General features: G+C 65.4%; 15 protein-coding genes. 5 read left to right on the top strand and 10 right to left on the bottom strand.

What is annotated here, in order from left to right:
• Positions 1-241 precede the first annotated feature (241 nt).
• The 3 genes from PV768_RS17965 to PV768_RS17955 all read left to right on the top strand — a co-directional run bounded on the left by PV768_RS17965 (position 242) and on the right by PV768_RS17955 (position 2,364).
• A complete protein-coding gene (locus PV768_RS17965) occupies positions 242-1,441 on the top strand; it encodes a YihY/virulence factor BrkB family protein (RefSeq protein ID WP_421093747.1) in 1,200 nt (399 codons plus the stop codon).
• Between the two features lie 357 nt (positions 1,442-1,798).
• Positions 1,799-2,056, top strand: coding sequence for a hypothetical protein (locus PV768_RS17960; protein ID WP_157239502.1), 258 nt, complete (start codon positions 1,799-1,801; stop codon positions 2,054-2,056).
• 131 nt (positions 2,057-2,187) lie between these two features.
• Positions 2,188-2,364 carry a CsbD family protein gene (locus PV768_RS17955; RefSeq protein WP_157239504.1) on the top strand — a complete coding sequence of 59 codons (177 nt, stop codon included), beginning with the start codon at positions 2,188-2,190 and terminating at the stop codon, positions 2,362-2,364.
• A gap of 72 nt (positions 2,365-2,436) precedes the next feature.
• Here PV768_RS17955 and PV768_RS17950 read toward each other — a convergent pair whose 3' ends face one another.
• From PV768_RS17950 to PV768_RS17925, 6 genes are all read right to left on the bottom strand, one after another.
• Positions 2,437-3,156 carry a glycosyltransferase gene (locus PV768_RS17950; protein WP_321215178.1) on the bottom strand — a complete coding sequence of 240 codons (720 nt, stop codon included), beginning with the start codon at positions 3,154-3,156 and terminating at the stop codon, positions 2,437-2,439.
• Positions 3,157-3,176: 20 nt separating this feature from the next.
• Positions 3,177-4,583 (bottom strand): PIG-L family deacetylase, encoded by a 1,407-nt coding sequence (locus PV768_RS17945; protein WP_421093749.1) that lies wholly within the window; start codon positions 4,581-4,583, stop codon positions 3,177-3,179.
• Positions 4,577-5,719, bottom strand: coding sequence for an acyl-CoA dehydrogenase family protein (locus PV768_RS17940; protein ID WP_421093746.1), 1,143 nt, complete (start codon positions 5,717-5,719; stop codon positions 4,577-4,579). Before PV768_RS17940 ends, PV768_RS17945 begins: the two co-directional genes overlap by 7 nt.
• A 14-nt stretch (positions 5,720-5,733) precedes the next feature.
• Positions 5,734-6,213 carry a Dps family protein gene (locus tag PV768_RS17935; protein WP_421093745.1) on the bottom strand — a complete coding sequence of 160 codons (480 nt, stop codon included), beginning with the start codon at positions 6,211-6,213 and terminating at the stop codon, positions 5,734-5,736.
• 105 nt (positions 6,214-6,318) lie between these two features.
• Positions 6,319-6,996, bottom strand: coding sequence for an O-methyltransferase (locus tag PV768_RS17930; protein WP_157239509.1), 678 nt, complete (start codon positions 6,994-6,996; stop codon positions 6,319-6,321).
• 71 nt (positions 6,997-7,067) lie between these two features.
• Complete coding sequence (locus tag PV768_RS17925; RefSeq protein WP_104996594.1) at positions 7,068-7,391, bottom strand: thiamine-binding protein; 324 nt, start codon at positions 7,389-7,391, stop codon at positions 7,068-7,070.
• A gap of 121 nt (positions 7,392-7,512) precedes the next feature.
• Here PV768_RS17925 and PV768_RS17920 point away from each other — a divergent pair, with 121 nt between their 5' ends.
• Both PV768_RS17920 and PV768_RS17915 read left to right on the top strand, forming a co-directional pair.
• A complete protein-coding gene (locus tag PV768_RS17920) occupies positions 7,513-8,148 on the top strand; it encodes a TetR/AcrR family transcriptional regulator (protein WP_421093744.1) in 636 nt (211 codons plus the stop codon).
• Between the two features lie 148 nt (positions 8,149-8,296).
• Positions 8,297-8,521, top strand: a complete 225-nt coding sequence (locus PV768_RS17915) for a hypothetical protein (RefSeq protein ID WP_104996592.1) — start codon at positions 8,297-8,299, stop codon at positions 8,519-8,521.
• Between the two features lie 9 nt (positions 8,522-8,530).
• Here PV768_RS17915 and PV768_RS17910 read toward each other — a convergent pair whose 3' ends face one another.
• From PV768_RS17910 to PV768_RS17895, 4 genes are all read right to left on the bottom strand, one after another.
• Positions 8,531-8,857 carry a hypothetical protein gene (locus tag PV768_RS17910; RefSeq protein WP_421093743.1) on the bottom strand — a complete coding sequence of 109 codons (327 nt, stop codon included), beginning with the start codon at positions 8,855-8,857 and terminating at the stop codon, positions 8,531-8,533.
• A 461-nt stretch (positions 8,858-9,318) separates the two neighbouring features.
• Positions 9,319-9,630, bottom strand: a complete 312-nt coding sequence (locus PV768_RS17905) for an AzlD domain-containing protein (RefSeq protein ID WP_157239514.1) — start codon at positions 9,628-9,630, stop codon at positions 9,319-9,321.
• Entirely contained in the window at positions 9,627-10,427 is an 801-nt protein-coding gene (locus tag PV768_RS17900) for an AzlC family ABC transporter permease (RefSeq protein WP_421093742.1), read from the bottom strand. Before PV768_RS17900 ends, PV768_RS17905 begins: the two co-directional genes overlap by 4 nt.
• Positions 10,424-10,873 carry a hypothetical protein gene (locus PV768_RS17895; protein WP_421093741.1) on the bottom strand — a complete coding sequence of 150 codons (450 nt, stop codon included), beginning with the start codon at positions 10,871-10,873 and terminating at the stop codon, positions 10,424-10,426. Before PV768_RS17895 ends, PV768_RS17900 begins: the two co-directional genes overlap by 4 nt.
• Between the last annotated feature and the right edge of the window lie 16 nt (positions 10,874-10,889).

Here is a 10,889-nt window from a genome sequence, read left to right as displayed (position 1 = left end):
CCACCGACGCCGCCCAAAACGTCAAAACCGAAGGCCAACACGCCGCCACCGACGTCAAAGACCGCGCCACCGACGCCACCTCCAACGTCAAAAACACCTAGGCCAAACACCCAACGGCCCGCCGTGGCACCCGCATGGCAATAGGCGCGCCGCAAAGGCACATAAGCACCACTGACAGGCCGGCCCCGCCAACCCGCGGAGCCGGCCTGTCAGGTTCAGGCCCCAATCGAGAGGACACCCCATGGCCACTCACGACTCTTCCGAAACCAGCACCGCCAAGGCGGGCCAGGCACAGGATCCGGACGACTCCAGGAAGCCGGATAGCCCCAAGGAATTAGACAAGCCAAACTGGAAATACATCGCCAAGAAGACGCTGCGCGAGTTCACCAAGGACCAGTGCCCTGACCTCGCCGCAGCCCTGACCTACTACGCGGTCTTGTCGCTGTTTCCGGCCATCCTGGCGCTTGTGTCCCTGATAGGGCTCTTTGGCGACCCGCAGAAGACCACCAATGCGCTCCTGCAAATCGTCAGCGGTTTTGTCCCGGCCGAGACTGTTGACACGGTAGGCGGGGTGGTGCAAGACCTGGCAAACGCCCCAGCGGCAGGATTCACCCTGGTCATCGGCCTTGCCACCGCACTGTGGTCGGCTTCCGGGTACGTGGGCGCGTTCGGCCGGGCAATGAACCGTGTCTACGAGGTGGATGAAGGCAGGCCCTTCATCAAGCTGCGCGGCACAATGCTGGTGGTCACGCTCCTGGCTGTGGTTATTGTTGCCGTCCTGGCCGGCATGCTGGTGCTCAGCGGCCCGGTGGCAGAGGCCGTGGGCGGCCTGATCGGCCTCAGTGGCGTTTTCCTGACCGTATGGAACATTGCCAAGTGGCCGGTGATGATCGCGCTTATCGTCGCCATCATCGCCGTACTGTACTACGCAACACCCAACGTCAAGCAGCCCAAGTTCAAGTGGATGAGCATGGGCTCCGGCATCGCACTGTTCGTCTTCCTGCTGGCCTCCCTTGGCTTCGGGTTCTACGTGGGCAACTTTGGAAACTACAACAAGACCTATGGCGCCCTTGGCGGCGTCATCGTCATGCTCCTGTGGCTGTGGATCCTGAACATGTCCCTGCTATTCGGCGCGGAGTTCGACGCCGAGATGGAGCGGGGAAGGCAGCTGCAGGCCGGCATTGAGGCGGAGGAAACCATTCAGCTGCCGCCGCGGGACACGAAGAAGAGCGAAAAGTTGCAGAAACAGGAAGAGGAAGACATCAGGCACGGCCGCGAGCTCCGCGAGAAATACAGCGCCGCCAACGGCCAGGATGAGGCTTCCGGTGGGAATGACGTCGGCGGCAAGAACGATGCCCAGCCTACGGAGCCGCACCGGGAAAGGGTCCGGGACAAAGTCCGGGACCGCGCCCACGGCGGAGAAAGCACCGAGAAGAACTAACGGCAACCGGGCCCCGGCAGGAGCGCTGCCGGGGCCCGCCGCCGGGGGCTAGGCAGGACTTCCAAGATAGGGGAAAATTGATAGCGGAGGTCCTGTTATCTTCCCGGGTTTGGCATGGTGGCCCGGGTGTAGGCGGGGCCGGCGGCGAGATGGCCTCTTCTGAGACCGAGGCCAGTCCCCCCAGTCGCCGTCGGCCCCCTCGATTCAGGACGGAATCCCTGGCCTGGGTGGACGGCCTAACTGGACAAAGTGTGCCGCCTGCCATACCTTCATGATTATTCTGCAAGGCCTTTCTGGGCCGGGCAGGGCCGCTGAAGCAGAAACGGCGGCATCACGGTCGAACCCGAATGAGCGAACATGCCTGCTACACATTTTGAAGAATTTCTTGCCGAAGCAGTTGTCGCGGACAGGGAACCGGGCCTTGGCCTCGGACGCGATGAGCTGTACGGTCTCTACACCAGTTGGTGCCTTCTCCACAAGGCTTCGCTCCAGCCGCCGGAAGCACTGTGGGCGGCGTTGCAGACACACGAAATCAACCCGGACAGCAACAACCTGTCGATGACCGGACCCGCGGCCGCGGACTACATCGTGGCCAGCGCCCCTGACCTGGTCTGAGCATCCCCCGGCTTTGCGGCCAACTGCCTGGCGGATCCAGCCAGCGACCTGTTGAACAACACCCCAGGCTGGCTAGCATGGGAGAACGGCATGCGCATTGCCGCAGGCCACAAGCCGAAGGGAGAAATGCCATGGGTTTGGACGACAAGATTGACAATGCCGCCGAGAAGATGGGCGGCAAAGCAAAGGAAGCGGCCGGTAAGGCAACTGATGACGAAAGCCTCCGGACTGAGGGCCAGATGGACCAGACCAAAGCTGACCTGAAGCAGGCCGGCGAAAAGGTCAAGGACGCATTCCGAAAGGACTAGTCCTCCTGGAAATGGTCCGCTGCGGAAACGCAGCGGACCCTTTCCGTTTAAGCCGTCCAGTCCCGCGCTGGCCTAATTCTCCGGCGCCAGTGCGATGTCCATGCCGAGCGTGCGCAGGTAGGCGCCGAACCCCTGCGGGGCCCGCGCCTGTGTCCGGCCCGAGGTCCGCACCCTGACGGTGTCAGTGGCCCTTACGTCAAACCCCTTCTCCCGCAGCCGCGCCGCCAGCACCCGGTCCTCATGTGCGAGGTGGCGCGGGAACCCGCCGGCCTGAAGGTATGCCGAGCCGCGGATGCCGAAATTTGCTCCGAACACATGCGGATGGTCTTCCGCGAACGGGTGCATGGACTCCCAACGGCTTAGCAAGTCCGGCGTGACACCCGCAGGATCCACTTCCACGGACCCGAGGACCGCATCGGCCCCCGCTGCAGCTATCTCCAGTTGACCCACGAGCCAGTTGTCCGGAACAACCGAATCGGCGTCAGTGTTGGCCAGCCACAGTCCTGCCGCGGCCTCAGGACCGTCGTCGCTTGAAGCGCCGAGCACCTGCCAGATCCCGGCACGCCTGCTCCGCCCGACGCTGCGGAAGGCGACCGGCACGGCAGAAAAACAGCTGTTCCTGGCAGTGAAGGTGGCTGCAATGGCAGCAGAACCATCGGTGCAGGAGTCAAGGACCACAAGTACCCGCACGCCAATTCCAGGCTGGGCCAGCTGCAGTCTCGAAGCGGCGGCCGTAACGCCGGTGAGGGCGGCGTCCAGGTGGTCTTCCTCATTGTGAACCGGGATTACCACGGCTACCCTCTCAACCGGCGTCAAGGGGCAGGCACCGAGGCGTTGGGCGCTATCAGGGTTTCAAGCAGGAAGTCGCGTTCCCGGTACAGGCCGGCAGTGGGCCACGCCAAACGGTCCCGTGCCCGCGTGTGGACCCTTTCGCCGTCGAGCGCCCAGCCCGAGATGGGATGCCGCCAGTGGCACAGCACCAGGGCGGCGCCCGGCACAACGGATTCCCTGATCCTTTCGAGCAACACATCGAGCTCATCGGCGGCGAGGTAATACCCCACCTCGGACATCACCACAAGGTCGTAGCTTCCGTCGGGCCACTCACCGGGAAGCGTCAGTTGCCTGGCTGCTACTCCCGGGAAAGGGGCCAGGCGTTCGGCTGCCTGTTCCAGGGCGGCGCCGCTGGCATCGACGGCCAGCAGGTTCGTGCACCGTGCAGCAAGATCGGCTGTCAGCATCCCGATGGAGCAGCCGAGCTCCAGCCCGGAGGCATAGTGTTCGGCGGGCAGCGCTGCCAACGTCAGCGCGCGCTTCCGCCGCTCGTACCAGCTGGTGGTGTAGTGCCAGGGGTCCGGTTCCCTGGAGTGGACACCGTCAAAGATGCGCCGGGCGTCCTTGCTGGTATGGGGCGCCTTGCCGGCGGCGTCCTGCTTTCCGGCCGGAAACTCCTGCGGAGCAGTCCAGGCGAAAGTCTCAAAGGGCCGGGAGAAATGGCGCAGGAAGGACTCATCCAGGAGGACTTCGTCGCCGGGGTGCGGCGAAAGGGGCCGCGTCTGGCTGGTGTGCTCCTGCAAGGCCTGCGCCTTTAAGGACTCTTCGCCCGGTTCTAATGGCAGCCGTACCCAGGACTGCCAGTCGGAGTGCCCGGGCCCGGCCCAGTGCCAGTACCAGATGGGGTACTCCAGCAGGGCATAACCGCCGTCGGCAGCAACAGAAGCGGCGGCAGCGCCCAGGGCCTCATGGTCTCCGTGCCCGTCGGCCCGGTAGGGCGCAACAATGGCGAGCCGGCCCGCGGGTGCGGCCAGTCCCGCCGCGGCCTCACTGACACAGCGGGTGATGGCCTCGGCGTGCTCCGCCAGGCCGCTGTCCGGCAGGCCATGGTAGCGCCAGCGGTCTTTGAGCCCCAGGGATTCGAGGGCAGCTGCGAACTCTGCCAGGCGGATGGCGGTCAGCTCTTCCCGGGAGACGGTGGTGGAGGCGGGGTGTGAGGCCTCCCCTGCCGTGAACAACAGCACCTCCACCTCTGCGCCGAGTGTTTGAAGCCGTGCCAGCAGGCCGCCCGCTCCGAGCGTCTCGTCGTCCGGGTGGGCGGCCAGGACCAGGAACTTCATGGCGGCCAGCTCCTGCGGACCCAGCGGAAGTTCCGGAAGGACTGCGAGTCCCCCTCCCGCCCAGGCGGACTCGTCAGTCCCCTCGTCCGTGTGCAGGAAGGTCACCACCACGCGTCCCCCTTCAGGGCCAGGGCGCCCAGCTGGGCGTCGTCGCGCATGCCATGGTGCTGGCGGACGTACAGTGCCAGGTCGGCCGTCCGTTTGGCATACTTCTCGTCGAAGGCCAGCGGGGCCGGGCCCCGGTTGCTGCCGACCACCGACAAGACGCGTTCGACGGCGGCGGCACAGGTTCCGCGCACCCGCAGCGCATCGCTCCACGCCGATGCCTGCCCGGCGGTCCCCTGCCCGGCAGTTCCCTGTTCCAGGGAGTCCCGTTCCCGGCGGTCAATGCGCTCCGCCGTTCCTGCCAAATACTGAAGTGTGGAGGTAAGGATGCGGTCCAGTTCGCCGAGTGAGGCAAGCGCAATCTGGTCAGGCTCCCGGCCTGAAAGAATTCCGGCATGCAGGGAATCCCGGTAATCCCGGGCAATGCCGACAGCCCCGCCAAGCCAGCACGCGGCCACACCCATGCCGCCCCAGGCAAACCCGGGCCTGCTGAAATACCAGTTGGTTCCCTGCAACGGCTCAGCGGGGACCCTGTCGAACCGCACCGGCCCGCTGGGAATTTCCCGCAAACCCCGTGCCACCCACGCCGGTTCCCCGCAGGTCACGCCGGCGTGGCGCAGGTCCACTGCAAAGGCCGCCCGGCCGCCGTCGTCCGTGTGGGCCGTGACCACCGCGTGGTCAAGCAACGGGGCCAGGGAGCACCAGGGTTTGGATCCAGTGAGCAAAACCGAGGAACCCTTGGCTTCCGCCTTGAGCCGGAAGCCTTGACCTTCCGCGGCGAATACACCCCACGTCCCCGTGGCATGGGCAGGATCATGGCCCGCCTGCGCAAGGATGGCCAGGGCATCCAGGTGCGGCTCGAAGACGCGGGCAGCAGCGACGTCAATGGCGGCCATCGTTGCCAGGAGCTCCCAGAGAAGCCCGGTATTGCCTTCGCCGGGCCGCGGCCACTCCTTCCCGGCGTCGCGGGCCAATGCAAGCAACGCGGGGACGTCGCCGACGGCCGAGGAGACGGCCTGGAACAAGGCATCCACACCGCCAGGCCGTACCCCGTTCGCGGACAGCCGGACCAGTGTGTGTGGGCTGGCCGGCGCGTTACCGGCCGGTGATGGGCTGTGTTCTTCGGAGAGTTCCGGCATCGGGGCGGCGGCGCCTACTTGCCTGCCGGCTCGGTGACGGATGCCGTGGCCGCCATGGTCTCGGCGTTGACCATCCAGGCAAGCTGCTCCAGCCGCTCGATGGCCGCGTGGAGCAGGTCCGCGCTGGTGGGATCCTCCTCATCCACTTCATCATGGACATCCCGCATGGTCTGGACCGTACGCTCCAGCCTGGCCGTAATGAGCTTGACCGTCTCTTTCGTGGAGGTCAGCCCTGCGGGAAATTCGTCCAGCCGGCTGCCGGCCGAGACAGTGCTGCTGCGGCCATCCGGAAGGGCGTGCAGGGCGCGCATGCGTTCAGCAGCCTGGTCGGCGAAGAGCCGGGCAGCGGCAATAATCTCGTCAAGCTGCAGGTGCAGGTCACGGAAATTCGTGCCCACAACGTTCCAGTGGGCTTGCTTTCCCTGCAGGTGCAGTTCGATGAGATCGGTAAGCACCGTCTGCAGATTGCGGGCCAGGGTGGGTGACGCTTTCATCAGTTTCCTCCGCTGCTGCTCTCTGTCCGGCCGAACTCCAGCCGAAAATTCATTCTAAGCATACTTAGCAGTTCCAGCGGCGAGCGCGGCAACATGAGCACAGCGCTACCGGATGCGGGCCAGCGCGAATCCGTCCCAGCCTTTCGAGCCCACCGTCTGGATAACAGTGGCATCGAGCCGGGGATGCTCGCCGAGGAGTTTCAGCGCGTCGATGATTCCCGGCGCGTTGACCGGGTCCATCCCGGGGTCAAGGATGGCTCCCTCCCACACGGTATTGTCCAGCACCACCGTGGACCCGGGCCGGCCCAGCCGGACGGCCCAGTCCAGGTAACCGCTGTTGTTCTCCTTGTCCGCATCGATGAAGATGAAATCGAATGGTTCCCGGGCTTCTTCCTCAAGTGCGGCCAGCGTTTCCAGCGCGGGTCCCAGCCGGATTTCGACCTTTTCCCCCAAGCCGGCGGCGTCGATGTTGGCCCAGGCAACCTCTGCATGCTTGGGCAGGAACTCGCAGGTGACCAGGCTGCCGCCGTCGGGAAGGCCCCGCCCCATCCAAATCGTGCTGTAGCCGGCGAGGGTGCCGATTTCGAGCACGCGGCGGGCGCCGGAGATCTGGACCAGGAGCTTGAGCAGCTTTCCGGCGTTGGGAGCCACTTCGATGGCGGGCATGCCGGCCTCTTCGGCGGAGCGAATGGCCTGCTGCAGGGCGGAATCCGGACGGACGACGACGTCGGACAGGTATTCTTCAGCCGCAATCCACTCTGGCCGGGGCTTGTGCTCGAACATTGCCACAGTCTGGCACGGGCCCGCGCCGGGGTCCAGAGCAAAAGGCCGACGGCGGATGCGGCCGCCGCGGGTCAGGAACCGTCAGCGAGCGCTTCTTCCAGTCGGTCCACTTTTGCCGTCAGCTCACCGGTGTAGCCGGGCCGGATATCAGCCTTGATGACCAGGGACACCCTGCTTCCGTACCGTCCCACTGCCTCGGTGGCCCGCTTCACTACGTCAAAAACTTCGTCCCACTCGCCTTCGATGGTGGTGAACATCGAATCCGTCTTGTTGGGAAGCCCCGATTCCCGGACGATCCTGACGGCGGCCGCAACGGCGTCGTGCACTGAAGCATCGGAAGGACGGGAACCTTCGCTGGGCGTGCCGGAGGGGGCAACAGAAAACGCAAGCAACATGGTGCCAGTGTGCCATGCATCCTGCAGGGCTGCAGGGGGAAACGGGTGGCCTGGCGCGTCACATAACCCACTACCCTCCAGTAACAGTGAACGCCGAAAGCTCCATTGCTAACCTTTTCGCATGAGCCTCGCAGTCGTCCGCAAGCCGCTCCGCGCCGACGCAGCGCGGAACGTGGACAAGATCATCACAGCGGCGCGCCAGTGCTTCCGCGAGTATGGCCCCGAAGTACCGCTGCAGACCATCGCGGCAACGGCGGGAGTGGGCCCGGCCACCCTCTTCCGGAACTTCGCTGACAAGGAAGAGCTGGTCCTCGCCGCGCTCAACCGGCAGCTGCGCCTGACAGTGGACCCCGTGATCGACGACGCCCTGGCCACTATCGACGCGACCGCCGGACTGCTGCGGGTCCTCGAGGCCCTGATGGCTGCTGCCAGCGCTGATGCCAACCTGCTGGGCGCCGTCGCGGGCCGTCGTGAGCTCCTGACCGGCATTACGGGCTCACTCATGGAATCAATCAGCGTGTTGCTGGTGCGCGGGCAGGGCCAGGGAAGCCTGCGTGCGGACATCTCCATGACCGACATGTTCCGGCTGCTCGCAATGCTCATTGGCGTAGTGGACACCATGGAGCCAGGGTCCGACGCCTGGCGCCGGCCGCTGGCCCTGATCGAGGATGCCATCCGCACGTCCCGGCCGGCCCGGCCGCTTCCGGCGCATGTGCCAGTCCCGCCGTCTCCCCTGGCGGAGACCCAGCCGGGCTAGCAGTCCACTGAACGGCAACCCCATTGTGGGCGTCCTGAGGGTGCCACTAGACTTCAGAAAGGGTTACGCAGCCAGCCCTCTGTGTCTTGATTTTGGAGTGACGCATGCAGCAATCCAAGTACCTCCCCCGGGCAACGGCCGCACTAAGATGAACAGCTCAAAGCTGAACCTTTACCTCAATGATCCCCGCGGGCCGGAGGAAATCCTCCCCACGATGACCGCGGAAGAACTGGCACACCTGCTGGATGCCCTCTACCAGAACCTGGACACGCCCGAGCCTGAATTTGGTGTGGAGACCTGGTATGAGATGGCTGTCGAAGAATGCAGCCGCAGGGCCGGCTCGCCTGACGGCGAAGCCCACGGGGTGGCCTGACCCTATGCCTTAGTGGTGCCCGTGGTGTTCGTTGGGAACATGGTCCTTGGCTTCCATCAGGTGCTGCTGCAGCTTTTCCTCCGCGTCCCTGCGGCGCCGTGCAGTATCGCGCATCTCCCTGGAACCTTCGGAACCGCTTGGATCAAGGTAGCCCTGCCGCGGCTTCCCGTGCCGCTCCGGTGCGTGCACGTCGGGTCCTGGTTTTGCGGCCGTCTTCTTCGCGGCCTCCCGGGCATCGGCCTCCCGGGAATCAGTGTCCCGGGCTGCGCCGCCGTCAGCACCTTGGCCATGCTTCGGCTGCTCCGGACGTGACTGATCGTTCATGTCGTCATTCATGTCGGTTCCTCCTTCATGGCCGCCGCAGTGGAATGCGGCCTGGTTCCAGTCCACCATAGACGGGACCCAGGGATCACGGCCTGCTATTCGCCGGGATCCCCCCTGCCCCGAAGCTCCTGGCGCACCAGTGCCTGCAGTGCCGGAATTTGGGATGCGGGATCAAGCTCAAATGACTTCCACAGGCTCCGGGAGAGGGACTCCAAGTCCTCGGCCGGAACATCCGACAGGCCGGAAAAGCGCGTAAAGAAGCGTTTGGCAGGCAGTCCAGCCCGTCGTCGCACGTTTGTCTGGTGAGGACGCCCGGCTCTTTCCCCGGCCGCGTGCAGCTGATTTTCCATGGCCGCCATTCATCTGAAGATCCCATGGCCAACTGCATAGCCGCTTTTATAGTACAACCGGGAAAGCACAACGTGACTGATCTTCACCACATCGCAACATGGGCTTCCGGAAGGGGCACCCGCTCAATTCCAGCCGAGGATCCTCAAGAGCGCAGCCGTGCCCGCTCCGGCCAGCACCACCACCAGGAACGGCGCCCGAAGCGCCAGGGCTACGGCGGCAGCCGCGAGTGCTCCCAGCCTTGCGTCAGCAACCAGCGACTGGCCGGTTGCGAAAGTGTTCACCACGGTCAGGGATGCCAGCAATCCGATGGTCATGGTGCCGGCCACACGGGACATCCTCGGATCTTCGAGCAGCCGGGCCGGGACAAAGTAGCCCACCAGCTTCCAGGCGTAGGCCAGGGCGCAGGCAATCAGGAGCCAGATCCAGAGACTCATTCGGCTGTCCCCTGTCCTGTCTCCTTCGCGCGGGCCCGGCCTTCATGCGGGCCCGCGAGGGGGCTGCTGCCCCTGCCGCCATGCCGGTGGCGTTCCGGGTAGGGGTCGACATCCGGCTCCAGGCCTTCATCACTGCGGCCGTGGCTGAACCAGCCGATCACGGCAGCCACCACCGCCGCCACGAGGATTGGGACGCCGGCAGGGACAAAGGGAACGGCCATCACGGTGGCCACGGCGCACACAACGGCGATGGCAACGGGCTCGCGTCCCTTGAGCCGCGGCCACAGCAGGCCAAGGAATGCAGCCACCGCTGCGCCGTCCAGTCCCCACTGTTTTGGATCGCCCAGGCCGCTGCCGGCGAGCGCACCGACGGCGGTGAACAGGTTCCACAGCACGTAGATTCCGATGCCCGCGGCCCAGAACCCGCGGCGCTGTTCAGCGGGGTCCGCCTGGCCGGAGCTTGTGGCCGTGGATTCATCGATGGTCAACTGGGCGGCCACATACTTGCGCCAGCCCGTGGGGTGCAGGAGAGCGTTCAACTGCATGCCGTAGATCCCGTTGCGCATTCCCAGGAGCGTGGCAGCGCTCATGGCCGCGATGCCGGAGCCGCCGCCCGCCACCACACCGATGAAAGCGAACTGCGAGCCGCCGCTGAACAGGAGCAGGCTCAAGGCCATGGTTTGCCAGAAGTTGAGCCCTGACGTGACCGAGAGCGCGCCGAAGGAAACGCCGTACAGGCCGGTGGCGATACTGATGGAGATGCCCATCCGCACTGCCGGTGATGCCAGCAGCGTCACAGCCCCGCTCCCACGGCGGGCTTCCGCAGGCTCCAAGCCCACGCAATGAGCGGCGCCTGGAGCGGAAGCCGCACACTGTGCACCTTCCGCTGCGCCCGGGTTCCTTGCGGCCCGTATGCCCGGCGGAGGGCGTCGACATGCCCCGCGAGGAACGCAGCGAACATCATGGTGGTGGCTGTGGCGGTTGCCTTTCGTGTTCCAGGGACCATGATTCCGACGGCGGCTGCCAGCTCCAGCAGGCCGCTCACCGCGATCCATTCCTCCCTCGAAAGGAGGGCGAAGGGCCGCGAGGGCGCAGCGCCGTCTTCACGGCACAAGTAATCGGGCACCACCTGGCGGTAGAAGCCGGGGTCGCGGAAGTGCTTCATGGCGCTTGCCAGGAGCAGTGCGCTCATGGCTGCAGCAGAAAGGTGTTGGGCGGCCCGGCCGGAGCGGGGAAGAGGCATGGTTCAACTCAATCAC

Source organism: Pseudarthrobacter sp. CC4 (assembly GCF_048957775.1).
Classification (GTDB): domain Bacteria; phylum Actinomycetota; class Actinomycetes; order Actinomycetales; family Micrococcaceae; genus Arthrobacter.
Note: the sequence above shows the minus strand (reverse complement) of the source record. Positions and strands in the feature narration are given on the sequence as shown.

Excerpts from the sequence above, each read along its gene's own strand:
- PV768_RS17920 (WP_421093744.1), top strand. The coding sequence starts at position 7,513 with ATGAGCCTCGCAGTCGTCCGCAAGCCGCTCCGCGCCGACGCAGCGCGG.
- PV768_RS17930 (WP_157239509.1), bottom strand. The coding sequence starts at position 6,996 with ATGTTCGAGCACAAGCCCCGGCCAGAGTGGATTGCGGCTGAAGAATAC.
- PV768_RS17940 (WP_421093746.1), bottom strand. The coding sequence starts at position 5,719 with ATGCCGGAACTCTCCGAAGAACACAGCCCATCACCGGCCGGTAACGCG.
- PV768_RS17965 (WP_421093747.1), top strand. The coding sequence starts at position 242 with ATGGCCACTCACGACTCTTCCGAAACCAGCACCGCCAAGGCGGGCCAG.
- PV768_RS17935 (WP_421093745.1), bottom strand. The coding sequence starts at position 6,213 with ATGAAAGCGTCACCCACCCTGGCCCGCAATCTGCAGACGGTGCTTACC.
- PV768_RS17955 (WP_157239504.1), top strand. The coding sequence starts at position 2,188 with ATGGGTTTGGACGACAAGATTGACAATGCCGCCGAGAAGATGGGCGGC.
- PV768_RS17925 (WP_104996594.1), bottom strand. The coding sequence starts at position 7,391 with ATGTTGCTTGCGTTTTCTGTTGCCCCCTCCGGCACGCCCAGCGAAGGT.
- PV768_RS17915 (WP_104996592.1), top strand. The coding sequence starts at position 8,297 with ATGAACAGCTCAAAGCTGAACCTTTACCTCAATGATCCCCGCGGGCCG.
- PV768_RS17910 (WP_421093743.1), bottom strand. The coding sequence starts at position 8,857 with ATGAATGACGACATGAACGATCAGTCACGTCCGGAGCAGCCGAAGCAT.
- PV768_RS17905 (WP_157239514.1), bottom strand. The coding sequence starts at position 9,630 with ATGAGTCTCTGGATCTGGCTCCTGATTGCCTGCGCCCTGGCCTACGCC.
- PV768_RS17895 (WP_421093741.1), bottom strand. The coding sequence starts at position 10,873 with ATGCCTCTTCCCCGCTCCGGCCGGGCCGCCCAACACCTTTCTGCTGCA.
- PV768_RS17960 (WP_157239502.1), top strand. The coding sequence starts at position 1,799 with ATGCCTGCTACACATTTTGAAGAATTTCTTGCCGAAGCAGTTGTCGCG.